The 25,240-nt window shown below is 71.5% G+C and carries 25 protein-coding genes; 19 read left to right on the top strand and 6 right to left on the bottom strand.

All coding sequences use genetic code 11. The annotated features are described in order from the left end of the window. Positions 1–128: 128 nt before the first annotated feature. Positions 129–1,538: a protoporphyrinogen oxidase gene (gene hemG, locus HV826_RS22810; protein ID WP_176419123.1), complete on the bottom strand. Its 1,410-nt coding sequence runs from the start codon at positions 1,536–1,538 to the stop codon at positions 129–131. Between the two features lie 79 nt (positions 1,539–1,617). Between hemG and HV826_RS22815 the strand changes: the two genes are divergently transcribed. Further along, positions 1,618–2,307 (top strand): SDR family oxidoreductase, encoded by a 690-nt coding sequence (locus tag HV826_RS22815; protein ID WP_176419124.1) that lies wholly within the window; start codon positions 1,618–1,620, stop codon positions 2,305–2,307. Between the two features lie 8 nt (positions 2,308–2,315). Here HV826_RS22815 and pdxH read toward each other — a convergent pair whose 3' ends face one another. After that, positions 2,316–2,978, bottom strand: a complete 663-nt coding sequence (pdxH, locus tag HV826_RS22820; protein WP_176419125.1) for a pyridoxamine 5'-phosphate oxidase — start codon at positions 2,976–2,978, stop codon at positions 2,316–2,318. On the opposite strand from pdxH, the gene glgA reads away from it, so the two are divergent. The 5 genes from glgA to HV826_RS22845 all read left to right on the top strand — a co-directional run bounded on the left by glgA (position 2,979) and on the right by HV826_RS22845 (position 7,359). After that, the gene (gene glgA, locus HV826_RS22825) at positions 2,979–4,412 is read left to right on the top strand and encodes a glycogen synthase GlgA (RefSeq protein WP_176419126.1); all 1,434 of its coding nucleotides are present in this window, start codon (positions 2,979–2,981) and stop codon (positions 4,410–4,412) included. A gap of 35 nt (positions 4,413–4,447) precedes the next feature. Next, positions 4,448–5,362, top strand: a complete 915-nt coding sequence (locus HV826_RS22830; protein ID WP_163782549.1) for a serine/threonine-protein kinase — start codon at positions 4,448–4,450, stop codon at positions 5,360–5,362. 1 nt (position 5,363) lies between these two features. Further along, a complete protein-coding gene (locus HV826_RS22835; RefSeq protein ID WP_176419127.1) occupies positions 5,364–5,846 on the top strand; it encodes an LEA type 2 family protein in 483 nt (160 codons plus the stop codon). 120 nt (positions 5,847–5,966) lie between these two features. Then, positions 5,967–6,515 (top strand): hypothetical protein, encoded by a 549-nt coding sequence (locus HV826_RS22840; RefSeq protein WP_217918742.1) that lies wholly within the window; start codon positions 5,967–5,969, stop codon positions 6,513–6,515. Next, entirely contained in the window at positions 6,493–7,359 is an 867-nt protein-coding gene (locus tag HV826_RS22845) for a hypothetical protein (protein ID WP_217917229.1), read from the top strand. Before HV826_RS22840 ends, HV826_RS22845 begins: the two co-directional genes overlap by 23 nt. A gap of 45 nt (positions 7,360–7,404) precedes the next feature. Here the strand turns inward: HV826_RS22845 and HV826_RS22850 are convergent, their stop codons facing one another. Continuing rightward, the gene (locus HV826_RS22850; protein WP_176419130.1) at positions 7,405–8,772 is read right to left on the bottom strand and encodes a hemolysin family protein; all 1,368 of its coding nucleotides are present in this window, start codon (positions 8,770–8,772) and stop codon (positions 7,405–7,407) included. A 54-nt stretch (positions 8,773–8,826) separates the two neighbouring features. Between HV826_RS22850 and HV826_RS22855 the strand changes: the two genes are divergently transcribed. Beyond that, positions 8,827–9,597: a pilus assembly protein N-terminal domain-containing protein gene (locus HV826_RS22855; RefSeq protein WP_176419131.1), complete on the top strand. Its 771-nt coding sequence runs from the start codon at positions 8,827–8,829 to the stop codon at positions 9,595–9,597. A gap of 103 nt (positions 9,598–9,700) precedes the next feature. Then, complete coding sequence (locus tag HV826_RS22860) at positions 9,701–10,702, top strand: hypothetical protein (RefSeq protein ID WP_176419132.1); 1,002 nt, start codon at positions 9,701–9,703, stop codon at positions 10,700–10,702. Between the two features lie 377 nt (positions 10,703–11,079). Here the strand turns inward: HV826_RS22860 and HV826_RS22865 are convergent, their stop codons facing one another. The 3 genes from HV826_RS22865 to HV826_RS22875 all read right to left on the bottom strand — a co-directional run bounded on the left by HV826_RS22865 (position 11,080) and on the right by HV826_RS22875 (position 13,492). Further along, on the bottom strand, positions 11,080–11,862 hold the full coding sequence (locus HV826_RS22865) for a hypothetical protein (protein WP_176419133.1): 783 nt from the start codon (positions 11,860–11,862) through the stop codon (positions 11,080–11,082). Positions 11,863–11,945: 83 nt separating this feature from the next. Next, the gene (aat, locus tag HV826_RS22870; RefSeq protein WP_176419134.1) at positions 11,946–12,650 is read right to left on the bottom strand and encodes a leucyl/phenylalanyl-tRNA--protein transferase; all 705 of its coding nucleotides are present in this window, start codon (positions 12,648–12,650) and stop codon (positions 11,946–11,948) included. An 11-nt stretch (positions 12,651–12,661) separates the two neighbouring features. Next, positions 12,662–13,492, bottom strand: coding sequence for an LEA type 2 family protein (locus tag HV826_RS22875; RefSeq protein ID WP_407938436.1), 831 nt, complete (start codon positions 13,490–13,492; stop codon positions 12,662–12,664). 68 nt (positions 13,493–13,560) lie between these two features. Between HV826_RS22875 and HV826_RS22880 the strand changes: the two genes are divergently transcribed. The 11 genes from HV826_RS22880 (at position 13,561) to HV826_RS22930 (ending at position 25,210) form a co-directional block, all read left to right on the top strand. Beyond that, entirely contained in the window at positions 13,561–14,199 is a 639-nt protein-coding gene (locus HV826_RS22880) for a hypothetical protein (RefSeq protein WP_176419135.1), read from the top strand. Positions 14,200–14,308: 109 nt separating this feature from the next. Next, the gene (locus HV826_RS22885; RefSeq protein ID WP_176419136.1) at positions 14,309–14,497 is read left to right on the top strand and encodes a hypothetical protein; all 189 of its coding nucleotides are present in this window, start codon (positions 14,309–14,311) and stop codon (positions 14,495–14,497) included. Positions 14,498–14,628: 131 nt separating this feature from the next. Then, on the top strand, positions 14,629–16,644 hold the full coding sequence (locus tag HV826_RS22890) for a TonB-dependent siderophore receptor (protein WP_176419137.1): 2,016 nt from the start codon (positions 14,629–14,631) through the stop codon (positions 16,642–16,644). A 37-nt stretch (positions 16,645–16,681) separates the two neighbouring features. Then, the gene (locus HV826_RS22895; protein WP_176419138.1) at positions 16,682–17,386 is read left to right on the top strand and encodes an HmuY family protein; all 705 of its coding nucleotides are present in this window, start codon (positions 16,682–16,684) and stop codon (positions 17,384–17,386) included. Positions 17,387–17,413: 27 nt separating this feature from the next. Beyond that, on the top strand, positions 17,414–18,502 hold the full coding sequence (locus HV826_RS22900) for a hemin-degrading factor (protein ID WP_176419139.1): 1,089 nt from the start codon (positions 17,414–17,416) through the stop codon (positions 18,500–18,502). Continuing rightward, positions 18,499–19,395 carry a hemin ABC transporter substrate-binding protein gene (locus tag HV826_RS22905; protein ID WP_176419140.1) on the top strand — a complete coding sequence of 299 codons (897 nt, stop codon included), beginning with the start codon at positions 18,499–18,501 and terminating at the stop codon, positions 19,393–19,395. Before HV826_RS22900 ends, HV826_RS22905 begins: the two co-directional genes overlap by 4 nt. Beyond that, positions 19,392–20,480: an iron ABC transporter permease gene (locus HV826_RS22910; RefSeq protein ID WP_176419141.1), complete on the top strand. Its 1,089-nt coding sequence runs from the start codon at positions 19,392–19,394 to the stop codon at positions 20,478–20,480. The genes HV826_RS22905 and HV826_RS22910 overlap by 4 nt, the downstream gene beginning before the upstream one ends. Next, complete coding sequence (locus HV826_RS22915) at positions 20,477–21,280, top strand: heme ABC transporter ATP-binding protein (RefSeq protein WP_176419142.1); 804 nt, start codon at positions 20,477–20,479, stop codon at positions 21,278–21,280. Before HV826_RS22910 ends, HV826_RS22915 begins: the two co-directional genes overlap by 4 nt. Before the next feature lie 241 nt (positions 21,281–21,521). Beyond that, positions 21,522–23,156, top strand: coding sequence for a hypothetical protein (locus tag HV826_RS22920; RefSeq protein ID WP_176419143.1), 1,635 nt, complete (start codon positions 21,522–21,524; stop codon positions 23,154–23,156). Between the two features lie 550 nt (positions 23,157–23,706). After that, positions 23,707–24,066, top strand: coding sequence for a hypothetical protein (locus HV826_RS22925; RefSeq protein WP_176419144.1), 360 nt, complete (start codon positions 23,707–23,709; stop codon positions 24,064–24,066). 295 nt (positions 24,067–24,361) lie between these two features. Further along, a complete protein-coding gene (locus tag HV826_RS22930) occupies positions 24,362–25,210 on the top strand; it encodes an EamA family transporter (RefSeq protein WP_255207873.1) in 849 nt (282 codons plus the stop codon). Positions 25,211–25,240 lie beyond the last annotated feature (30 nt).

Here is a 25,240-nt window from a genome sequence, read left to right on the forward strand (position 1 = left end):
GGAGGGCGAACATGGCGGGGGGCTCCTGACTCCGGGAAGCATGCACTGCCAGTCTGACGCGACTTCCTGGTCTACGCTGACGCCTCCGGCCCGAGCGGTCGCTCCCTGACAACGAGCGGTCGCAGTCCCTATTTCCGAACGGTGCCCTCGTCCGCCAGGGCATCCGCGAGCCGCGCCGCGTTGCGGATGCAGTCGTTGAGGCCAATGCCCTTGTAGGCGTTGCCCGCCAGGTGCAGCCCCGGCCAGCGCTGGAGCGCCGCGTCGATGCCCGCCATCCGCGCCAGGTGCCCCACGTTGTACTGGGGGATGCCCTGCCGCCAGCGGAAGACCTCCGTGAAGGTGGGCCGGGCCGTCACGCCCGTCAGGGCCCGCAGCTCCTCGAGCGCCAGCGCCGCGAGCGCCGCTTCATCCCGCTGCACCAGGTCCGGCTGCCGCGCGCCGCCCACCATGCAGGTGTAGAGCACGCGGCCGCCCTCGACGCGGAAGGGGAAGGTGGTGGACGCGTGGATGGCGCCCAGCAGCCGCCGCTGCTCCTCGAAGGGGACGAGGAAGCCGAAGCCATCCGGCGCGGGGAGCGCGCCCGCGTCGAAGCCCAGGTGCACCACCGCGATGGGCGCGTACTCGATTCGGGACACCTGCTCCGCCAGCGCGTCATCCAGGGGGCGCAGCAGCCGCGCGGCGACGAACGCGGGAACCGCCAGCACCACGTGGGACGCGGTCAGCTCCGCGCGGCGTCCGTGCTCCTCGACGGCGAGCTTCCATCCGCCGTCCACGCGCGTCAGGCCCTCCACCCGCGCGCCCACGTGCGCCGCGCCGCCCAGCGAGGCGGCCAGCGCGTCGATGAGCACCTGGAGGCCCCCGTCGAACGTGCTCAGCGCGCCCGTCAGCTTCGGCGCGTCACCCGTGGGCAGGGCCTTGCGCTGGGCCTTCTGTGCGCGGAGGGCGCCCAGGATGAGGCTGCGGTGCTCGCGCTCCAGCTTCACCAGCAGGGGAAACGTCGCCTCGACGCTGAGCTGCTCCACGTCACCGGCGTAGATGCCCGTCTGCACCGCGTCCAGCAGCACCCGCGTCGCCGCGCGTCCCAGGTGGCGGCGGCCGAACGCGGCCAGTGATTCGTCCGTGCCCTCTGGCGCGCGGCTGGAGAACAGCTCGCCGGCGACCCGCAGCCGCGCGCCCAGCGGAAGAATGTCCGAAGCCAGGAACGCCGGCGGCGAAGCCGGCACCGACCGGAGTCTGCCCCGCGTGTAGACATAGCGCCGCTTCGCCGAAGGGTCGGCGGCCCGGATTCGACCTTCCAGGTTCAGCGCCGCCGCGAGTGCTCGCGTCGCGGGCTCGCGGTCCAGGAAGCTGTTGGGGCCTTGCTCCACCAGGTAGCCAGCGCGCGCATGCGTGCCTACCGCGCCTCCAAGGCGTGCGGATGTCTCCAGGAGCACGGCAGCCGTACCGCGCGAACGCAAGCCGTGCGCGATGGCCAACCCGGAAATCCCACCTCCCACGACGGCGACATTCATCAAATGTGTTCTCTGCATGTGGTTCATGCGGTTACCAGCGTGCACTCCCCGATTGTCAGCGCGCGGGTTTTGCCAGCGGGAGGCATTCAGCGCGTTAATGCCATGCATGCGCTACGTCATCACCGGAGCGAGCAGGGGGATTGGTTTCGAATTCGTCCAGCAGCTCCTGCTGCGGGGCGACACCGTCGAAGCCGGGGTCCGGTCGCCAGAGGGAGCACGGCGGCTGGAGCCCTTGAAGCACAAGGCAGGCAACCGCCTGCGCATCCATGCGCTGGACGTGGGAGACGACGCCAGCGTGCGCGCGTTCGCCACGAACGTGTGCACCAGCCCCGTGGACGTGCTCATCAACAACGCTGGTGTCTCCGGCTTGTGGTGCGCGTTGGGTGACGTGGACTACGCGGACCTGGCGCGCACGTTCACCGTCAACGCCCTGGGCCCGCTGCGTGTCACCAACGCGATGCTGCCCGGCTTGCGGCAAGGCGCCTTGCGGCGGGTGGCGCACGTCACCTCGCGGATGGGCTCGCTGGCGGCGAACACCGACGGCGGCGCCTATGCGTACCGCATGTCGAAGGCCGCGCTGAACATGGCCGTGCGCTCCATGTCCACGGACCTGCGCCCGGAGGGCTTCGTCACCGTGCTGCTCCACCCCGGTTGGGTGCAGACGGACATGGGCGGCCCGGACGCCACGCTGCCGACGCCGGATTCGGTGCGCGGCATGCTGCGGGTCATCGACGGGCTGAGTCCGGAGCACAGCGGCCGGTTCTTCGACTACCAGGGGACCGAAGTGCCCTGGTAGCCGTGCCCTCAGGGGTAGAGCAGCTGCGTGCGCCAGCCGCCGTCCTCGCGCAGGTAGACGTGCCTGTCATGGAGGCGGCTCTCCTGGGCGTGCCAGAACTCGATGCGGTCCGGCACCACGCGGAAGCCGGACCAGTGCGACGGGCGCGGCACGGGCTGGCCGGCGTACTTCCGCTCCACCTCCGCCACGCGGGCCTCCAACTGCTCGCGCGTCGCCAGCGGCTGGCTCTGCAGGCTGGCCCAGGCGCCCACCTGACTGCCGCGGGCGCGGCTCTGGAAGTAGGCGTCCGCTTCCGCGTCCGTGACGCGCTCCACGCGGCCCTCCACGCGCACCTGTTCATTCAAGGGCTGCCAGTAGAAGCAGAGCGCGGCATGGGGATGCGCGCGGGCCTCGCGGCCCTTGCGGCTCTCGTGGTTCGTGTAGAACACGAAGCCGCGCGCATCGAAGTCCTTGAGCAGGACGACGCGCGCGCTGGGGCGCCCGTCAGCGCCCACGGTGGCGACCACCATGGCGTTGGGGTCCACCGCGATGGCCTGCTTCGCCCGCTCGAAGAGCTCCGCGAAGCGCTGGATGGGGTCTGGAGGAATCATCACGCGTCGCAACATATGGGGGGCGGGGCAGGTGTGCACCTTCGCGGTTGACTCATCCGGCACACACGTCAATGTGCGCACATGAATGTCCTCTTCATCTCCTCGGAGGTGGCCCCGTTCTCCAAGACGGGGGGCCTGGGGGACGTGGCCGGGGCCCTCCCCGCCGCGCTTGCCTCGCTGGGCCACGACGTCAAGGTCATCACCCCGCGCTACCGCGACCTGCGAGGCGCGGGGCGGCTGGAGCCCACGGGCCAGTCCCTGCTGCTGCGCTTCCCCTTCGGCGAGCTGTCGGGCCCCATCCTCTCCGCACGCGTGTCGGAGCGGCTGGAGGTGCTCTTCCTGGAGAACGAGTTCCTCTTCGGCAACCGCCACGGCCTCTACGGGGACGCGGGGGGCGCCTTCGCCGACAACCACCGGCGCTTCGCCTATCTCAGCGTGGGCGCGCTCCAGGCGGCGCAGCGGCTGCGCTTCATCCCGGACATCATCCACGCCAACGACTGGCAGACGGGGCTGGTGCCGGTGGCGCTGCGGCGCGGCTTCCAGACGGGGCCGCTGGCGCACGCGAAGAGCGTCTTCACCATCCACAACCTGGCCTACCAGGGGCAGTTCCCCAAGGACGTGATGGGGGAGCTGGCGCTGCCCTGGGACTTGTTCACCGCCCATGACGGGCTGGAGTTCCACGACGCGGTGAACTTCCTGAAGGCGGGGCTCGTCTTCTCCGACGCGCTCACCACCGTGTCCCCCACCTACGCGCGGGAAATCCAGACGCCGGAGCAGGGCTACGGGCTGGACGGCCTGCTGCGGCACCGCGCGCACCGGCTCCACGGCATCCTCAACGGAGTGGACACGCACGAGTGGAACCCGGAGGACGACGCCTTCATCCCGGCCCGCTACGGCCTGAAGGACCTGGCCGGCAAGGCCGTGTGCAAGCGCGAGCTGCTGGCCCGCTTCGGGCTGGAGGACAGCCCCGCGCCGGTGTTCGGCTTCGTCAGCCGGCTGGCGTGGCAGAAGGGCATGGACCTGCTGCTGGAGGCCCTTCCGGCCGCGCTCCACGCGGACCTCCGCGTCGTCGGCGTGGGCAGCGGCGAAGGCCCCCTGGAGGAGGGGCTGCTCGCGTTGCAGGCCCGTTACCCGAAGCAGGTGGGCGTGCACCTCGGCTTCGACCCGGCGCTCTCCCACCTGGTGGAGGCGGGGGCGGACTTCTTCCTCATGCCCAGCCGCTATGAGCCGTGCGGCCTGAACCAGATGTATTCGCTGCGCTACGGCACGGTGCCCATCGTCCGGGCCACCGGCGGGCTGGTGGACACGGTGGAGGGGGGCCTGGACGGAAATGGCATCCTCTTCGAGGCCTTCCACAAGTCCGCCCTGCTGGCGGCCATCCGCCGCGCCCTGGCCCTCTACGCGGACCCGTCGCGCCTGGGCGAGTTCCGGCGCCGGGGCATGGAGAAGGACTTCTCCTGGGGGGCGTCCGGCCGCCGCTATGAGGCGCTCTTCCACGACCTGGTGGCGGAATAGTGGGTGCGGACGGAAATTCGCAGTAGTGTTGTGCCGTGGCGGATGCTCCGGACCTGGGTGGTTACGAGGTAGTCGGCCGGTTGGCGGTGGGCGGCATGGCGGAGGTGTACCAGGCGCGAGCCCGGGTCACCACGCAGCGCTCACCGGGTGAACCGGACGAGATTGTCATCAAGCGGTTGCATCCGTCGTTTCGCAGCGACACCGCTTACGTCAAGGCCTTCGTCGACGAGGCGAAGCTGACGGTGCGCCTGCGCCATCCGAACATCGTCCGCACCTACCGCCTGTTCAAGGCGGGGCCGGACTACCTGATGGTGCAGGAGCTCGTGAGTGGCCGGACGCTGGGCTACATGCAGGAGCTGCTGGTGAAGGCCGGCGCGGCCATGCCGCCCGAGTCCGCCTGCTACATCGCCTGGTCCCTGCTCAAGGCGCTGGACTACATCCACCGGGCGAAGGTGGGGGAGAACGGCGCCACCATCGTCCACCGCGACGTGAATCCGGCCAACCTGCTGCTGGGCATCAACGGCGACGTGAAGCTCACCGACTTCGGCGTGGCGGAGGTGGAGGGGATGATGCGCGGCGACTCCGGCGCGCTGCGCGGCACGCTGCCTTATATGAGTCCGGAGCAGGTGCTGGGGCTGCCGGTGGACGCGCGCACGGACCTGTATGCGGTGGGCATCCTCCTCTGGGAGCTGTGGTCCGGCCGCCGCCTCTTCGCCGGGGAGCACGAGGCGGAGCTGATGCACAAGGTGCGCGACGCCCGCGTGCCGCTCTTGACGTCCTCCCCGGAGCTGCCGGACTACGCGGTGCAGGTGGCGCGCAAGGCGCTGTTCGCGGACCGGGCGCGGCGCTTCCAGACGGCGGCGGAGTTCATCAAGGCGCTGGAGTCCCTGTCCCGGCGCGCGGGCTGGCCGCTGACGGTGGAGGCGCTCCAGCCGCTGCTGGGTGGCTGAGATGCGCTCGCGCCGGGCCGTCATCCTGGGGCTGCTGGGAGGCGGGCTCGCCGTGTCCGGGTGCCTGGGCTCGGTGCCCTTCCGGCCGCGGGCCTATGAAGACGCGGTGCGCGTGGTGGGCTTCCAGGTGGACTTCCGGCAGGACGGCACTGGCGTTCTGGATTTGGACCTGGCGGTGACGAACCCCGCTTCGGACGCGGCCACGCTGGCCGCGGTGGACTTCACGTTGCGGGTGGACGGCCGCCGCGTGGCGGTGGGCACGCAGCAGGTGGCGGCCCCCCTGGCCGCGGATGGGAGCGCCCCCTTGCGCGTGCTCTTCCCGCTGGCCAGCGCGCGCCCCACGGGCGGGCCGGCGCCGGTGCCCCGGCGGGTGCGGGTGGAGGGCGGGGTGGTGCTGCGCTTCGGCGGCACCGAGCGGCGCGCGCCCTTCAAGTCCGAGCGCGTGCTGCCGCTGGCCTGGGTGCCGCCGCTGGACGGGGGCTGAGGCCGCTGGCGCACATGTCCGTGGGGCAGGCTTTACCCATGCGGTGACATGGGACTTGTCCGTTGCTGACGGAGTGCAGGACATGGCACCGTGTGGTGCATGTCGCTTTTACGACGATACATGCTTCCGATTTCCCTGGGGCTGTTGAGCTCCGCCGGTGCCCTGGCCGCGGAGAAAACACCTCCAGAGCCCCCGGCTCCCGCGCGCAAGGTGGACCCGACGAAGGCGCAGACGGAGGCGTGGCTGCGCGAGCACATCGAGGCGTGGAACGACACGGAGGTGCACGTCACGGTGAAGGACTGCCGCATCATGGTGCTGGACAAGCCCCGTGAGCGGACCGAAATCGTGGACCTGCGAGGGTTGTTGCTGCCCATTGAGGTCATCCGGCTCAACGGGGGGAACGATGCGACGCTCCGGCTTCGCGTGAAGGAGAAGCACACCGGGACGTACTCCATGTTCCGCAAGTGCAGCGCGGAGAACCGCTACTGCGCGGAGCCCACCGGCAAGTTCCAGAGCCTGCCCTATGTGGACCTCTCCGTGACGTCGGTGCGGGACTTCGTCCCCGGGCGGCAGACGGACGTCGACAAGAGCCTGCGGCTGGAGCGGGCGCTGGAACACTACTCGCGGCTTTGTGGGGCGATGGAAGATGCGCGCAACCGGCTCTTCTAGGTTCGGGGCAGCGGGGCTGGCGGCGTTGCTCTTCTCCCAGGCGGGCTGCGGCACGACGTCCGAGTACGTGCGTGGCGAGCGGCTGCGCGAGGCGTCCCTGGGGGAGACCCACCGCGACACGCTGGAGAGCGTCGTGGATGCGTCCTACGTGGGCCGCGTCGCGGTGAAGCGCAACACCTGCACCGAGATTTCCACCGAGTTCAGCAAGAAGCGCGTCGACACCACGACGAGCCCGCCCATGGGCTCGTTGCTCGGCGGGCTCGCGATGCTCGGGGGTGGCGGCGTCCTGATGTCGATGTCCGACGGCGAGTCCGAGGACGAGGACATCGACCTCCCGATGACGCTCGGCGTGGTGCTGGCGCTGGCCTCCATCTATCCGCTGGTGACGGCCCTCACCGACGAGGAGGTCACCCGCGAGGTGGTCAACACCGGCGAGGTGGAGGAGGAGCGCTCCCAGCGCTGTGACGAGCGGACCTTCGCGCTCAAGGGCCCGCTGCACTGGAGCGTCTCCCTGGGCGCCGCGCGGCGCACCGGGCGCACTGGCGAGGACGGCGCCGTGTCGCTGAGGCAGCCGCTCAACGAGCTGGTGGAGCAGGCCATCACCGACGAGGCCAGCATCCGCAGGCTCGTCGCCGGGCGGGGCATCGCCTTCCGGCTGGAGCTCGAGCGCGCCCCGGCGGCGGACTTCCGGCTCGACTCCCGGGCGCTTCCGGATGCCTATTTCCGGCGCTTCGCGGACCGCTACGGCCAGCAGCTCGGCGGCAGCGACCGCGCCCGCTTCGAGAACTGCGAGCTCATTGGCAAGTCCGCGCGAGAGACGCTGGAGTGCTACTGGTCCCAGTAGCGCGCGGACACCGGCCCCGGAGCGGGGCCGGTGTCGCTTGGGGTCTCAGCTCTTCGCGGAGGCCTGCTCCTCGCGGCCGGGCTCGCGCGGCAGGCCGTCGCGGGGCTCCGTGGCCTTGCCGTCCTTGGTGAGGCCGGACTTCCCGCGCGACATCCGCACGCGGTCGATGCGGGGGCCTTCCTTGGACGCCACGACGAACTGCCAGCCGCTGTAGGCGAAGCGCTCGCCCACGTCGGGCAGGTGGCCCGCCATGGAGGAGAGGAAGCCGCCCAGCGTGTCGAAGTCGCCCTCGGGCAGGGGGAAGCCGAACGTCTGCGTGAAGGCGTCCACCTCCAGCGCGGCGTCCACCAGGAAGCTGCCGTCGGCCAGCTTCTCCACGTGCTTCTCCTCCACCTCGAACTCGTCGCCGATGTCGCCGACGATTTCGCGGAGGATGTCCTCCAGCGTCACCACGCCCATGAAGCCGCCGTACTCGTCGACGACGATGGCCATGTGAATCTTCTGCTTCTGCATGTCCCGGAGCAGGTCGCCAATGGGCTTCATCCACGGCACGAAGTGCGCCGGGCGGATGATGTCCTGCAGGACGATGAGCTCGGGGTGCTGGAGCAGCGGGATGATGTCGCGCGCGTGCAGCACGCCGATGACGTGGTCCACGTCGTCCCGGTACACGGGGATGCGGGAGTGGTTCTCCTCCGCCAGCAGGCGCAGCAGCTCGTCCGGGGGGATGGTGATGTCCACCGTCACCACCTCCGTGCGCGGCACCATGACGTCGCGGCAGCGCTTGTCGGACAGCTCGAAGATGGAGCGGATGAGCTGCGGGGCGCTCTTGTCGACCTCGTTCTTCGCGGCCTGGGCGGCCAGCAGCTTCTCCAGCTCCTCCAGCGGCGGCGGCGGCGGCTCGAAGCGCAGCGTGCGGCCGAAGGTGCGCGCCATCAGGTTGAGCACCACCATGGCCACGCGCATGGGCGGGTAGAGCACCGTCACCAGCAGCGCGGTGAAGCCCGACAGCCGCAGGGCCCAGCGCTCCGGGCTGCCGTTGGCCAGCCCGCGCATGGTGACTTCCATGAGCGTGGCCAGCACGCCCACCAGCAGCGCGCCCGCGGCGACGGTGGCCACCGGCAGCCATTCGGCTTCGCCGTAGCGGCTGAAGTCCAGCATGCGCGGCGGGACGAAGGCCCCAATGGCCGCGGCCTGGAAGCCGCTGAGCACCATGCCCAGGCGCAGCGCCGTGGCCACGGGCTCGCGGTCCGTCTTGTGGCGGAGGACCCGGCGCGTCGCGCGGCCCGGCTGCGTGTCCACCAGCTCCTGTGCTCGCAGGTCGGACACGCCGTAGAGCGCGGACTCCGAAGCGGCGACAAGGGCCCTGATGAAGCTCAGCGCCAGGCAGGCGACCCAGAGGGTCCAGGTAGGCATAGAGCCCTGTTCTTATCCCGTGCTAAGGGTCCACACCACTGCGCTGGAGCCCTGATGTCCGCTCGCATGTACGTTGTTGGAGCACTCCTGGCCCTTCTCGTCCCGGCGCGCGCGCGCGCGTGGCCGGTGGACCTGGTCGTCCCCCTGGAGCCCGGGAAGGAGCGCTTCCACAAGCTCGACACCGTGGACTGGGTCCAGGTGGCGGACGCCTCCGTGGCGGACGCGGAGCTGCTGCCTGGGAGCAATGAGCTGTTGCTCACCGGCCAGAAGGCGGGGCGGACGCTGCTCCTGCTGTACGCGGGGGGGCGCTTCGCCGTGTGGCGCCTCACGGTGGGCTCGCCGCCGCCGGAGGACCCCGCGCCCCGGCTGGCCGCGGCCCGCGAGGCCTGTCCGGACCTGAACGCGACGACCGGCACGGAGCGCTCCTTGAGTGCTTCGGTGAAGGACTCCGCGTGCAGGTTGGCGCTGCTGGAGCTGTTGAAGACGGACGCCTTCGTGGCCCGGGAGCTGGAGCTGACGTTCGACTTGCCCATCCTCCAGGAGCAGCTCGCTTCGCTGGGAGCGGGGCTCGAGCCGCTGGGGCTGGAGGCCCGCTACAGCGGCGCGGGCGTGGTGGTATCGGGCGCGGGCTCGCCGGAGGTGCACCGCAAGGCGCTGTGGGAGTTGTTCCACCGCTCCGTGGGCCGGGTGCCGCTGGATGACCAGATTCAGGAGGTGAAGCCGCCCGAGCCCGCTGACGCCGGTGCGCCGGCCGTGGTGGAGGCGGAGCGGGAGATTCCGGTGGAGGTGCTGCCGCCGCCGAAGAAGAAGTCACGCAAGCGCTGAGGCCTTGGGCTTGGCGTGTCGCGGGCTTGCGGTATGACGGGAGGCTCCCTCTTTCGCCCGCGCGCCCCCACCGGCCGCGGACGCTTCTTCGTGGAGGAGCCCGATGCGTTTGGCAGTCCGGTTGACCGCGCAGGCGTGGGTGTCGAGCCTGGCGCTGCTGATGCCCCTGGTGGCGTCCGCGCAGTTCGATGACGTGGACACCTTTGCGGCCGCCGAGCCCGAGCGCGGCTGTCCGAAGCGCCCGGCCGTGGTGCCCTTCACGGCGCGCAACCTGGTGGGGCTCAAGGGCTCGGGCTGGCTGGCGCACCAGGCCATCATCCCGGAGTCGAAGGACCGCTTCTTCGCGGAGGGCGAGCGTGACCGCTCCGGCGTGAAGCTGGTGCCGGAGGATGTGGACGTCCGGAAGCTGGGCGCGCCCGACCCGTCCGTGCCCTTGTGGGTGTTCGGCAAGGCGGACTCGGCGGCCTGCCGCGCGGTGCCCGTGGTGTGGTGGGCGGTGCGGATGGGGACGGACGCGGACCGCAAGACGTACCTCATGTCCGAGCTGCAGGTGGACTGCGACGTGCTGCCCCCGGGCCGGCTGTCGGGCACGCCGGTGGCGCTGCGCCAGAAGGACGCGCCCACGGGCTGCAAGCTGCGCCGCGCCGATGACAACTCCACGAGCAAGGAGGGCCGGGGACTGCCCCTGGAGTTGTCGGACGTGATTCCCGAGCGCGCGTCGTGCGAGGCCCCGGAGTGCCAGCGCGAGTGGGAGATTTTCAGCAGCCGGTGGGATGACGGCAGCGCCGTGTTCGACATCCTGGTGTCGTGGATGAAGCGCGACGGGAAGAAGGACCCCTGCGAGTGGGCCACGGAGGACCACACCGCGCTGCTGCTCCGGCCGGCCGGTGCGCTGGCGCCGCTGCCGCTGCGCGGCGGTGGTGCCTTCTTTGGCGCGCTCTATGACGGCACCGGGCTGCGCACCGTGCTCAGCCGCGACCTGGGCGTGCTCCACGTCCACGACGCTGGCAGGCCCAAGGCGGCGCCGAAGACGGTGCGCTACGGCAGCCCCACGGAGGAAGAGCTGGCGTTCGGGAAGCGCACACTGTCGTCGTGCAAGCAGTAGGGGCGTCGGGGGATTGAGTCCTTGGATTGGGCTGGGAGAGGGGGCCGCTGGGGCTCCAGCAGCGTGCCTGTTCCATGCGCACTTTCTCTCGCGGGGCTTGCATCTACGCGGTGGCGGAGCCCGCCGTCACTTATTGCGTCCCCTTGTATGTGTTAGCGAGTTCGAGGAAGTCGAGCATGTACGGGTCGCGGAACGGTCCAGCTACCACACGGGTGTCAGCAGCGCTCAAGGGGCTATGCGCAAGCTCCACCTCGTCCGGAGGGACTTTCATGGAGACTGGAACCACGTTCTGAATCCACGGTCGGATGAGTCCGTGCTGTTCGCGTCCTTGAGTTCCGCCGCAGGTCCTCGCCCGCGGCGGCCCTTGAGCGCCGCGGCTACAGCTCCAGTGACTGCTCCACTTTGCGCTGCTCCGCGCGGACCGCCAGCTCCTGGGACAGGTAGGGGGTGAGCCGCGCGCTCTGGTACTGGAGGGAGAGGCCGCGCGCTCCGGGCTGCTGCGTGCCGGTGAGCACCAGGTCCGTCTCGGCGTCCTTCCAGGTGGACTCGAGCGCGTAGTCGTAGTGGGCGGTCAGCGCATCATTCCGCGCATCAGCCTCCCGCTGGCGCTCGAAGGAGCCCACCGCTGGGGTGGGGGACCGGTAGCCCGAGCGCGCCGCGTGGTAGTTCGCCGAGGCCTCGGAGAGGTTGTTGCTCATCTCCACCAGCGCGAGGTGTTGGGCCGCGTCGAGGGCGGAGTCCTCCCTGGAGGCCGGCTTGCCGTACTTCATGCTCAGCAGCTCCTCCAGCGCCCGGAAGTCGCCTCGAACCGCGCCCGGTGTCCGGAACCGGAGCGAGACCTGGGCGAGCTGTCCGTCGGCGAAGACGTAGTCGATGACGGCGGGGCGGTCCGCGACGACGCCCAGGGCTCGCAGGTCTCCCCACGCGTTGGACGGGAGGGCGCCAGGCGCGACGGCCAGGACCTCCGCTCGCGTCATCCCCCAGCGCGTGTCCTGGAAGCCGTTGACGCTCCGGTACTGCTCCCGTTCACCCTGCTCGCGCTCGACGTCCGCCAGCCGGATGGCGTCGCGGCGTTCGAGCAGCGCCTGGTGCTTCGCGGAGGTGCCGCAGGCGGTGGTGACAAGGCACAGCGGCAGCAACAGAGCGGACTTCCAGCGCATGGGCGGCTCCTCTGGCGGCGGGGTGAGGACGTGACGGCCCGCCACCGCCGATATTCAAAGGGGCCCGCACATCTCTGAAAGCATCAGGTCGCCCCGGCCGCGTCTTGCGTCCACTTCCCGCGCCGGGTGGGCTCCTTCAGCGCCCGGGCGAGCGCCGCGAGGAAGCGCCTGCGGGGCCAGTTCTCCGCGCCGAAGCGGGCCAGGTGTTCGGTCTCCACCTGACAGTCGATGAGCTGGAAGCCCCAGCCCTGGAAGCGCTCCGCCGCGGTGACGAAGGCCACCTTGGAGGCGTCCGGGGCCAGCGCGAACATGCTCTCTCCAAAGAAGGCCGCGCCCAGGGACACGCCGTACAGGCCGCCCTTCAGCTCGCCCTGGGCCCACGCCTCCACCGAGTGCGCGAAGCCCGCCTCGTGGAGCGTGACGTAGGCCTCCATCATCTCCTCGGTAATCCAGGTGCCCGCCTGCCCGGGCCGCGGCACCCGGCTGCACTCGGTGATGACGCGCCGGAAGGCCGTGTCGTAGCGCACCTCATAGACGCCGCGCGCCATCGTCTTGCGCAGCGAGCGGCCCGCGTGGAGCGCGTCCGGCGTCAGCACGAAGCGCGGGTCCGGCGAGTGCCAGAGGATGGGGTCTCCCTCGCTGTACCAGGGGAAGATGCCGCGGGCATACGCGGCCAGCAGCCGCTCCGGACGCAGGTCACCGCCCACGGCCACGACGCCGCTCGTGTCGGCGCGCTCCGGGGGCGGGAAGAGCTCCGGGTGCTCGTCACTCAACAGGTAGATGGGCACGGCGCGCCACTCTACCGGGAGACGTTCAGCTTCACCTCGCCCGTGAGCGAATAGGGCACGCGCAGCAGCGGGCCCGTCACCTCACCCATCACCCCATAGGGCAAAAGCCCCTTGGAGATGAGCGCCTTCACCTCCGGGCCCCAGGTGTCCTTCGTCACCGCCAGCTCCACCGGGTACACGCCCGTGGCGGACGCGTCCACGGTGTCCGCCCGCGCCAGCGTGCCGCTGCCCAGCGTCTTGCCGGCCACCGACGCCGTCCACGTCAGGCCCTCCAGCCGCAGCGGGAAGGGGTTGGGGTTGCGCACGCCCAGGCGGAGGTTGAGCTGGACCTCCTCATCCGAGTAGCGCGCCCCGTCCAGCTCCTCCACCACCACCGTGGGCAGCCGGGGCATCCGCGCCGCGCGGCTGGCGGCGAAGGGAATCGTCTGCTCCTGGCCCCCCGAGCGCACGACGAGCGTGCCGCGCAGGGCGAGCAGCAGCGTGCCTCCCTGGGCGCTCAGCCGCGCCAGGTCGTCCGCGTTCTTCACGTAGGGCGCGCGCTCCTCGAAGGAGACGTCCGCGGGCGCGCCGGGCGTCAGCGCCACGTCCAGCTTCGCGGTGCCCGTCTTCACCACCTGGCCGTCGGCGACGAGCTCGTAGTCGGCCCGCTCCACCACCCCCTCCCCGGGGCTGGTCACCTGGGCCTCGTAGCGCAAAAGGGCGTCGGTGAGGCCCTGGGACGCGACGACTGTCCGCTGGGCGGTGAGGACGGCGGGACTGGAAGGCCGGGTGGGGGTGGAGGCACACCCCGCACAGAGGGACAGCACCACGGCCAGTCGGAACATGGGCGAGCGCAAGCGCATGACGCTAGACAATGTGGCCACCCCCAGGAGTCCTCTCAAGGGCTTTTCCGCTAGACTGTCCACCAGCCGTGGCCCGACGCCGCCCCAACTTCAACAAGACGCTCCGCTCCCTCATCCGGGACATCGCGGCGAAGATGCCGGAGTTCGGGCATGTGAAGGCGGGCCGCATCCTCGTGGTGGCCGGCGAGGCCCGCCGCGCCTCCCGGGGGACCGTGAAGCCCCTGTGCTTCCGGGGCGGGAAGAGCACGGACCGCACCGGACGCCGCAAGCCCATCATCCGCATCCAGGGCACGCGGATGCTGTACTGCGTCACCCTCCGGCCGCTCTTCTTCCGGGGCTCCACCGCGCAGGCCCGCGTGGAGACGGTGATTCACGAGCTCTTCCACCTGTCGCGCCGCTTCGACGGGACGCTGCACGCCGGCCGGCGCCATGCCGTGCTGGGGCGCAACTTCTCCCGCAAGCTCAAGCCGCTGGTGCGCCGCTACCTCAAGCTGTGCCCCCCGGAGCTGCTGGCCGCCATGGCCCACTCCGGCGAGGTGCGCATCCTCCAGTGGCTGGAGCGGCCCGGCCCCGCCTACCACCCCGGCGGCCCCCGCCGGGTGCGCAAGGTCTACACCGAGGAGCAGCTCTACTTTGGTGTCGCTCGCATGGTGACGCCCAAGGTGCGTCTGGCGCGCGACACCTCCGCGCGCTCCAAGGTTCACTGAGCGGCGCGCTCCCACACACCCTGATTCTCGCAGGGACGGTTTTTTACCAATCATTTGACTTTGAAAATCACTATCAATATCGTCGCCGCGTTTCGAGCCAGGAGCGGTGATGCGCGACGGTTGCCACGGTGAAGGCGGGGCGGAGGAGCTGCGCTGCATGTGCGGCAGCCTGCTGGCGCGGTTGGTGCCGGAGGGCGTGGAGCTCAAGTGCCGCCGCTGTCACCGGACGCGGGTGGTGCCCCTGGAGCGGACGCCGCCGGAAGGTGGTGGTGCGCGGGTGAGCGGCTCCGGCCGCTGACGTGTGCGTCGTTCCCGGGCCGCGCGGGCCCGGTGCAGTGAGGTTGTTTCCTGAGGCCCGAGGCCCTTGAGCCCAGCGCCCTGCAGGGCCTTCGCGTGAAAGGCCCCCGGCCTCGCGCCGGAGGACGCAGCATGGCGTGGCGTGGGTGTTTGCTCTTCTTGGCCTGTGCCATGCCGTGGACGGCGTGGGGCGGTGGCAGTGAAGCGCCAGCCGCCGAGGTGGCTTCCCGCGAGGATTCCACCGCGGAGGCTCCGTCCGACGCGCGGGTGGCCCAGGCCGAGGCGGGGCCGCAGCCCGCGTCCGCCGAGGAGGCGCTGCCGGAGGCGCGCACGGTGGTGACGGCGTCGCGCTCACCGGAGCGGCTCGAGGATTCAGCGGTGGCCACGGAGGTCATCACCCGCTTGGACATCCTGGCCAGCGGGGCGCGGGACGCGTCGGAGTTGCTCGCCGCGCATCCAGGGCTCCAGGTGGTCCAGACGTTCGCGGGCGCCACGGTGCAGTTGCAGGGCTTGTCGCCCGAGTACGTCCTGGTGCTGGTGGATGGCGAGCGCGTGGCCGGCCGGGTCGCTGGAAGCGTGGACCTGTCCCGCCTGTCCACCGAGGACATCGAACAGGTGGAAGTCGTGAAGGGCCCCTCGTCGGTCCTCTACGGCAGCGACGCGGTGGCGGGCGTGGTGAACCTCATCACCCGCCGTGCACGCCGGCCGCTGGGCGCCGAGCTGCGCGCCTCCTATGGCTCCCTGCAGCGGCTGGAGCTGGACGCCACCGGCGAGGCGAAGGGTGAGGACTGGGGCCTGCGCCTGAGCGGCGGTCTGGCGCGGCGGGACGCGTACCTCCTGGACCCGACGAGCATCGGCACCACGGGCAGCAGCCTGGATGGCATTGACGCGTCCGCGGGCGGAGACTTGCGCGTCAGCGAGGGCACGGCGCTGCAGGCCAACGCCACCTATGCGCGGCGAGTGCAGCGCGGCGTGGACGTGGGCGTGACGGGCGCCACCTTCGACCGCGCCAGCCGGGATGACTCGCTCTCCGTGCGCCTGTCTCCCCGGTGGACGCTGTCCCACAACGCCTCGCTGCGCGTGGATGGCGCCTATGCGTGGTTCAACCGGCGCTACCTGAGAGACCAGCGCCGCTCCAACGCGTTGGACACCATCGAGGACACGCGCGAGCAGCAGGGCCGGCTGGGCGCGCAGCTGGACGCGAAGGTGGGAGACGCCCACGCCTTCGTGGCGGGCGCGGAGCTGCTCGGTGAATGGCTGCGGGCGGACCGGCTGGGCGAGGACGGCACCGGCCAGCGCGCCCGCGCGTCCCTCTACGTGCAGGACAACTGGACCCTGGCGCCGCGCTGGAAGCTGACGCTGGTGCCGGGCGCGCGCGTGGACACGGACACGCAGTTCGGCACGGCGGTGACGCCGCGGTTGGCGGCGCGCATGGACCCGGCGTCCTGGCTTACGCTGCGCGGCAGCTATGGCTGGGCGTTCCGGGCGCCGGGCTTCCAGGAGCTGCTGCTCGACTTCGAAAACCCCAGCGTGGGCTACCGGGTGCACGGCAATCCGGACCTGCGCCCAGAGCGCTCGCGCAGCTTCAACCTGTCGGTGGAGGTGAAGCCCGCGGCGTCCTCGCTCCTGTGGGTGAGCGCCTTCCAGCACAACCTGCGGGACATGATTGGTGTCTCCACGGAGCTGGTCGGTCCGCAGCAGCTCTTCACCTACGTGAACATCGCGCGTGCGCGCGTGCGCGGCGGTGAGCTGGGCGTGCGCCAGCAGCTGCCGGGCCGCGTCTCCGCGGAGCTGGGCTACACGCTCACCGACGGCCGTTCTGAGGAGACGGGGCTGGCGCTGGAGGGGCAGGCGCGTCATCGCCTCACCGCGCAGGCCACCTGGCGTCACCGGACGTCGGGCCTGGAGGCATGGGTGCGCGGCGCGCTCGTGGGGCCGCGCCCCTTCTACCCGGACACGGACGGTGACGGCGTCGCCAACCCGTACGACGCGAAGACCTACGTCACCGTGGATGCCCGGCTGGGCTGGCGCCTGCGCGAGGAGCTCCAGTTCTTCGTGCTGGGCACCAACCTCGCGAACGCGGGCAACCCCACCGACCTCCCCATTCCTCCTCGCGCCGTCCAGGCCGGCCTCTCCGCCCGGCTCTGACGCTTCCTTCCACCTTTCACTCACTCAAGGAGTCCTCATGTCCCGCCTCTCTCCCCGTTCCTCCTTCCTGGGCCGCACCGCCGCCGCCCTGCTGCTGGCCGGTTCCCTGTCCGCGTGCGGCGATGACCTGGAGCTGCCGCCCGGCGACACGCAGAATCCCGACCCGCAGGAGCCGGGGAATCCGGATGAGAACGCGCCGACGGATGGCACTCACGTGAAGCACGTGGCCAACGATGACGGCTCGTACACCACCACCGTGAACGCGACGAGCAGCGCGGACTGGATTGGCCTGGACCTGGACCAGGGCGCGCAGGTGAGTTCCTCCGAGGACACTGTCTGGGACCTGGCCTTCAACCGCTTCAACGTCCGCACCCGGGGCGGCGTGAGTGGCACCGGCGACGTGGCGGTGGCGGTGCTCCCCGAGACGGACTTCGCGGCGGTGACGCAAGCGCCGGCGGAGGGCTACGTCGCGGATGCCGAGGACGGCCCGGACCGGGGCGAGGACCCGGACAGCGCCTTCCAGCAGGGCGACGGCTGGTACGCCTATGACATGACGACGCACGCCCTCACTGCGCGTCGCAATGTGTACGTCGTCCGCTCCGACGCGGGTGACTACTTCAAGGTCGCCATGCAGTCCTACTACGACGACGCGGGCACGCCGGGGATGCTGTCGTTCCGCTGGGCGAAGGTGCCTGGCCCCGCCTCCAGCGGCAGCGCCGTGACGCAGCCGTCTGTGTACTGAGCTTCCTCCCGCTTCCAGGTGTCCAACATGAATCAGACCGCGAACGCTGATGTCGTCTCCGAGCCCACCCGTCTGCGCCAGCGCTGGCAGACCCTCCGCGAGGAGCAGCCCCGCACCCGCATCCGTGACGCCGCCGAGCAACTGGGGGTGAGTGAAGCGCAGTTGCTCGCCACGGGACTGGGCGAGAGCGTCGTCCGGCTGGACCTCCGGCTGGACGCGCTCCTGCCTCGTTTCGAGTCGCTGGGGCGGGTGATGTCGCTCACGCGCAACGCGCAGGCCGTGCACGAGAAGCGTGGCACCTGGCGCAACATCGAGCTGCACGGCAAGCAGGGGCTGGTGCTGGACGAGGAAATCGACCTGCGGCTGTTCTTCTCGCGCTGGAGCTTCGGCTTCGCCCTCCGCGAGCCGCACGGCGAGGGCCTCCGTCGCAGCCTCCAGTTCTTCGACGCGTCGGGGACGGCCGTCCACAAAATCTACGTGGAGGAGGCCGGGCGCGAGGAGACGTTCGACGCCCTGGTGAAGGAGTTCACCCACGCGGAGCAGTCGCCGGTGCTCAGCATCGTCCCGGCCACGCCCGCGGCGGCGCCCAAGCCCGACAGTGAGATTAACGCGGAGGGGCTGCGCTCCGGCTGGCGCGCGCTCCAGGACACGCATGAGTTCTTCATGCTGCTCAACCGCTTCAGCGTGGCGCGCACCCAGGCGCTCCGCCTGGCCGAGCCGGAGCTGACCACCCCGGTGGCGCCGTCGTCGCTGACGTGGGTGCTGGAGAAGGCGGCCGAAGCGGAGCTGCCCATCATGATTTTCGTGGGCAACCCGGGCTGCATCCAGATTCACACCGGCCCGGTGAAGAACGTGAAGCCGGTGGGCCCGTGGATGAACGTGCTGGACGCGGACTTCAACCTCCACGTCCGCGCGGACCACGTCCACTCGGCGTGGGTCGTGCGCAAGCCCACGCGGGACGGCGTCGTCACCTCGGTGGAGCTGTTCAACGAGGCGGGGGACAACATCGCGCTCATCTTCGGCAAGCGGAAGCCGGGGCAGCCCGAGTCGCCCGAGTGGCGGGCGCTCGCCGAGGCGCTGGCCCAGGCGCTGCCCGCGAGCGAGGTGGCGCGATGAGCCGCGCGTCCGGACTGTCCTGGCTCTTCATGGCGGTGGCCTCGCTCGCGCACGCGGCGGCGCCGGCGCCCGCGAAGCCCCAGGCGGCGGCCAAGGCCCCGGCCCACGCGGCGAAGCTGGTCACCATTGGCCCCGCAATCACTGAAACCGTCTTCGCGCTGGGCGCGGGCGGGCAGGTGGTGGGCGTGGACGACACCAGCCTGGCGTTGGAGGCCGCCCGGAAGTCGCCGAAGGTGGGCTACCAGCGGGCGCTGTCGTCCGAGGCCATCGTCGCGTTGGGGACGTCGCAGTTGCTGGCGTCAGAGGAGGCGGGCCCCCCGGGCGTGCTCGAGCAGCTCAAGGCCGTGGGCGTGGACGTGGTGGTGCTGCCGAACAAGCACACCGTCGACGCCACGCGCGAGCGCATCCGGACGCTCGCGCGGCGCCTGGGCAAGGCCGAGCAGGGGGAGGCCCTGGTCAAGCAGTTGGACGCGGACCTGCGCAAGGCGCGGGAGCGCACGGCGGCGCGCGAGGACGCGAAGCCGCCGAAGGTCCTCGCGCTGTACGCGCGCGGGGCCAACGTCCTCATGGTGGCGGGCACGGGGACGGCGGCGGGCGAGCTCGTCACGCTGTCGGGCGGCGTGAATGCCATCGCCGGCTATGCGGGCCACAAGCCGCTGACGCCGGAGGCGGTGGTCGAAGCGGCGCCGGACTTCATCCTCATGCCGGCCAGCTCCCTGGAGCCGGTGGGCGGTGAGGCAGGCCTGTCGCGCACGCCCGGCCTGTCACAGGTGCGCGGCTGGCGCCTCATCACCGTGGACGACGTCCACTTCATGGGGCTGGGGCCCCACCTGGGCAAGGCCGTGAGCCGCTTGCAGGATGGGTACGCGGCCCCGGCTGGGGGCCGCAAATGAGCGCGTCGGGGATTGCGCCCGTCTCCGCCACCTGCCACGCCCAGGAGCCCCTCCCGCCGGCAGCACCGCGTCCGTGGCTGCTGCTGACGGCGCTGCTGCTGGGCGTGGCGCTCATGTCGCTCGCCGTGGGCGCGGTGACGGTGCCGCTGCTGGCGCTGGCGGGCAGCCTGCTGGAGCGGGTGGGCCTGGACATCGGCCACAGGCTGGAGTCCGTGCCGCAGGCGGTGCTGCTGACCATCCGCCTGCCGCGCGTGGCGCTCGGCATCATGGTGGGCGCGGTGCTGGCCACCAGTGGGGCCGCGCTGCAGGCGTTGTTCCGCAACCCGCTGGTGGAGCCCGGCCTGCTGGGCACCTCCAGCGGCGCGGCGCTGGGGGCGGTGGCGGCCATCGTCATGGACGTGGCCCTCAGCGCCCACCTGGGCTCGCTGCGGATGCTCGCGGTGCCGGGCGCGGCCTTCATGGGCGCGCTGGGCGCAACGCTGCTCGCGCATCGGCTGGGTGGGGGCGGCGGTCGCACGGAGACGGCGCGCATCCTCCTGGCGGGCGTGGCCGTCAGCGCGGGGGCGGGCGCGGGCATCGGTCTGCTCACGCAGATGGCCACCGACGCGCAACTGCGCTCCATCACCTTCTGGACCTGGGGCAGCCTGGCCGGTGCCTCCTGGGACGTGGTGGGGGCCGCCACGCCCCCGCTGCTCATCGCACTGGGCCTGCTGCTGCGTGAGGCGCGCACCCTCAACCTCCTGCTGCTGGGGGAGCGCGAGGCGTGGCACCTGGGCGTGGACGTCGAGCGCCTCAAGCGCCGGCTCATCCTCGCCGCGGCCCTGGGCGTGGGGGCCGCGGTGTCCGTCACCGGGGTCATCGCCTTCGTGGGCTTGCTGGTGCCCGCGCTGTTGCGGCTGGCGCTGGGGCCGGACCACCGGCGGCTGCTCACCGCGTCCGCCTTGCTGGGGGCCTCGCTGCTGGTGGGCGCGGACCTGCTGGCCCGCACGGCGGACATCCCCTCTGAGTTGCCCGTGGGCGCGCTCACGTCCGTGTTGGGCGTCCCCGTCTTCGTCGCGCTGCTGTCGCGCAAGGGGGCCATATGAGCCTGGAGGTGCGTGGCATCGAGGTGTGGCGGGGCCGTGGGCGGACGCTGGGGCCCATGGACCTGGCCCTGCGGCCCGGCGAGGTGCTCGCCGTCGTGGGGCCCAACGGCGCGGGCAAGTCCACGCTGCTGTCCGCCATGTCGGGCGAGCTGCCGTGCTCGACGGGCGAGGTGCTCCTGGACGGCCTCCCGTTGTCGCGTTGGAAGCCGCGGGAGCGGGCCGTGCGTCTGGGCGTGCTTCCCCAGGAGTCGTCGCTGAGCTTCGGCTTCACGGCGCTGGAGGTGGCGCTGCTGGGGCGGAGTCCGCACGCGAGCCGCGCTGAAGGCAGCGCGGACCTGGCTGCGGCGGTGGCGGCGCTCGATGCCACCGACGCGCGGCACCTGGCTTCGCGTTCGTACCTCACGCTGTCGGGGGGCGAGCGGCAGCGGGTGCAGCTGTCGCGGGTGTTGGCTCAGCTCTCCGAACCGTTGGCCTCCGGACACCGCTACCTGCTGCTGGACGAGCCGACAGCGAGCCTGGACCTGGCCCACCAGCACCTCGTGCTGGAGGCGGCGGCACGCTTCGCCCAGGAGGGCGGCGCGGTGCTGGCGGTGCTGCATGACCTCAACCTGGCCGCGCGTTACGCGCACCGGATGGCCGTGCTCGCCGAGGGTCGGGTGGTGGAGCTGGGCGCCCCGGCGAAGGTGCTCTCCCAGGCGTTGGTGGCCCGCGTCTTCGGCCTGCGCGTGCAGGTCGTCGAGTGGCCGGGCTTGCCCGGTCCCCTGGTCATCCCGGAGGGTCGCGCGCCGCTGCCTCCCTGAGCACGGACGGAGCCGTGCCCGCTGGCTTCAGCTCCCCGCGGGACAGGTCCTGGGCGCCGGTGCCCCTCCACACCGCGCGTGATGACCCAGGGCCTCTCCCGTGGGGGGCGCCGTTGCGTCACCCTGGCGGCAGACGGGCAGGGGAGCCTTGGCCTGCCCGGTGCTCCCAAGTCGCACACCAGGCGTGCTGTCGTGCCTCCCCGCCCCGTCTCCCTTCGGCGGGCGCGGAGGTGCCACGGCATTGCGTTTCGAAACGGCGGTGTGGTGCCTGGGCATCCTCGTGCTGGCGTGCGGGCCGGAGCAGGACGGGCCGCCATGTGATGCCGCCTGTGTGCCGGAGGACACGGTGTGCCGCGCCCGCGCGTGTGCCTCCGCTCTTCCCGACGAGGCCCTGCGCACCGCGGCGGATTGTGTCTCCATGCCGGTGGGGGGGCGGTGTCTGGGGACTCGCATCGTGGAGCGGTGCGTGGAGGGCGTGCATCTCCAGGAGGATTGCGGTGCCAACGAGGCCTGCGTGCTGGAGGGCGGAGCCCACTGCGCCGCGGGCGCGGCGTGCCTGGACGGCGGCTCGCGGTGCTTGGCGGACGGTGTGTGGCAGGCCTGTGTCCAGGGGCAGTGGCGTGCGCGCGCGTGCGCGGCGGGCTGCGTGGAGACGGAGGGGCGCGGCTGGTGTGGCGCGCCCGGGCCCACGCTGAGCGGCACCGTGCGCTACGCGCGCCGGTTCCCGGATGCCGACTTCACCGGATGGTCGGCCGAGGCGGAGTGGGTCCCGGCTGGAGGCTTCCTCGTGGCCTCGTATCAGGGGGCCACGCTCATGGACTTCCAGGTGTCGGGCCTGGATGGACGGTTCTCGGTGCGGGTCGCGGCGCAGCCTCGGGAAGAGGACCGCATCGTCGTGTACGCGGCAGGGCTGGGCTCGGCCGCGCGCGTGGCCTACGCGGTGGCGGACCCGGGACAGCGAGGGGCTCGGGAGGTGACGGAGGTGCCGGGCAGCGCGGCGCGCATCTGGAGTTGGTCTCAGTCCACGCGCGCGGTTGCCGGACAGGGCGTCTTCTCCATCGCGGAGGCGGACGGCTCCGGAGCCGCCTCCGTGTTCAGCGCGCTGCGCGCCGCGTGGCACGAGTCGCGGGGACGGTATGGCCGCGCGGGACTGCCTGTCGTGGTGTGGCTCGGCTTTGGGACGACGTGGTCCTGCGGCGCCTGCTTCGCGCCGTGGCCGGTGACGGCGGCGGGGCGGACGTGGGGCGCGCAGGTGTGGCTGCCGGGGGATGGCGACGCGGCCTGGTGGTCGGAGGCGATGGTGCTGCACGAGCTCGGGCACTGGGTGATGGCCAGCCATGGCACCAGTCCGAACGAGGGCGGCCCGCACTACCTCGGCGTGCCCACCTTCCCGGGACAGGCGTGGAGTGAGGGGTGGGCCACCTGGTTCAGCGCGGACGTGCGAGGCAGTCCCCGCTACTTCGACAGGCAGGGTGGGACGATGTTCTGGATGGACCTGGAGGCGCGCCGGCCCGCGACGGGTGCGTGGACGCGGCCCCGTCCGGAGGCGGGATTGCTGCAGAAGCTGGAGGTGAGCGAGGTGGCCGCCATCCTCTACCGACTCGGCAAGGGCACGTCCTCGCGGCAGCCGATGTATGAGGCGCTCGCGGCCCCCGGTATGAACGCGGCGCCGTGGCGACGGGGCTACCAGCGGCACCAGTGGCGTGTGGAGGCGGGCCAGTTGGTGGACGTGGCGCGGACGGACATCCCCGCTCCCTGCCTGGCGGACTTCCTGGACACGATGATGTGCCAGGGCTTCCCGCGCTGGGTGATGGACGCGGCCACCGAGCCGGAGTCCGCCTACCCGTATCTCAGTCACTCACCGCTGTGCCAGTGACGCCGCGGAGCATGTCGATGACGACGCCATGTCACGGAGAGGCCGCATGTTGCTGACGCGCAAGCGAGTGGCGGGCGTCGTCCTGGCGCTCGCGCTGGCGGGAGCCCTGTCCACGGGCGTGGCTTCAGGGGTGGAGCGCCTCCGCGGCAAGACTCGCAAGCGCCTCGCGCCGTTCGCTCATCAGGAAGCCGTGGTACGCACACGCGTCACCGGGGACGCGGCTGTGGTGCGGGCGCCGGTTCTCGCGGACCTTGCCCTGTCTCCGATGCAGGGAGGTGTCTCCGCGCGCAGTGCGCTCTCGGCGCCTCCCGCGTCGGGGCACCGCGCTGCCCGGACGGAGGAGGCACGAGGCCATGGTCATGCGCCTTGGACAAGCCGTGGTGCTTCTTCATCTGCGGAGGATGCACGGCCAGCGGACGACGCGCCGACGCTGGGCGCTGCTGGGCATGCGCACGCCACTGGTCCGGGAGCTGGGCTCACGGCGAGGCTTCCTTCGCCCCTGCGCGTGAGCTGGACGGTGGTGGCGTCCTCTCCTGGGCAGGTGTGGCTTGTGGCTGAAGTGGAGCGGCGCGCGGGCTTCGAGGCACCCGTTGAAGTGCGGCTCTCGCTTCCTGCCGGCGCCACGCTGACGGAGGGCGCGGCCGCCTTCACCGTTCCCGCTGGGGTGGGGGAGGGCGTGCGCTCCGTGCCATACGGCGTGGCCTTCGAGGCTGGCACGCCGCCCTCGGAAGACCTCGTGCTGGTGGCGCATGCGGAGGGCGCGTCCTTTGGCGTGCACGCGGAGGCGCGCCATCGATTCGGCCGGACGCTTGCGCTGGAGCCCCAGCCAGTGCCCACGGGGCCTGAGTTGCCCGCCGTGCTCATGACAGCGGACGGCACGCCTTCTGGCTCAACGGATGAGGAGCCCTGACAGAGAGGGGCCGGGCCGAGGTTGGCAGGTCGCTGTTCGGAAATGTCGGGGGTTTTGGCGGCGGTAAAAGTCCCGACATTTCCGAACAGTTATCCACCGGGCTGGCGCCCGACCCACGAGGAATGAAACGCGTTAGCCTGCTCGTGGCGTAGGCACAGAGGTCGGCGCGTCATGGGTGCAGGTGAGCCCGTCGAACAGTTGGCCCCGGAGCCAGGTGCGCACCCCGAATCGTCGCCATCGCGCACCCAGCGGTGCGCCAAGAGTCAGGGGCACGAGCCTTCGTCGAGGAGCCGCATTGGAGACTGCTGCGCTGGTGCTGGTGTTGTCGTCCGCGCTCCTGCACGCGGCTTGGAGCGCGCTGCTCAAGCGTCATCCCAATCCGGAAGCGGGCGTGGTGAGCGTCATCTCCGTGGTCATCCTGGCCAGTGGTATCTGGGCGCTGGGGATGCGGGGCCCCGCGTTCTCCAGCACGGAGGGGTTCGCCTGGGCGCTATGGGCGGGCGTGTGTGAGAGCGTGTACCTCGCGGGGCTCGCGCGGTCGCTGCGTCAGGCGCCACTCGGACTCGCGTACACGGTGTCGCGTGGCGGTGCGATGCTGCTCGTCTGGCCCGTGTCCGTGGTGTGGCTGGGGGAGGCGGTGTCCCCGTGGACGGTGTCGGGCGTGGTGATGCTCTGCGTCGGGCTGGCGGTGATGAACCTGTCCCGCCCCTCGGGGCCCACGGGGATGGGAGTGGCGTGGGCGGCCCTGTCGGCGGTGGGAATCGCGGGCTACCACTTGAGCTACAAGATGGCGTTGGGGGCGGGCGCGCAGCCTCCTGCGTTGTTCGCCACCGGCCTGCTCGTCGCGCTGCCCGTGCTCCTCCTGGAGCGGGGCCGTCAGCAGGGGTGGGCTGCCTTCCGCCGGGAGGCATTGCTCGCACCGGGGCTCGTCCTGACGGCGGGGCTCATCTCCGCGCTGTCGTTCGGGCTGTTGCTGACGGCGCTGGCGGGGGGCGGGGCGGGAGCGGTGCTGACGCTTCGAAACACCTCCATCGCCTTCGCGCTGGTGCTCGCGGCGCTCCAGGGTGAGCGCCTGGGCCGACGACAGCTGTCGGGCGCCGCGCTCGTCGCGGTGGGCGCGGTGTTGCTGGGCGTGCCGACGTAGCTGGGCTCACCCGCGGGACTGCGCGGGCGC

It is taken from the genome of Myxococcus sp. AM010, from assembly GCF_013372585.1.
In the GTDB taxonomy this organism is placed as follows: Bacteria; Myxococcota; Myxococcia; order Myxococcales; family Myxococcaceae; genus Myxococcus; species Myxococcus vastator.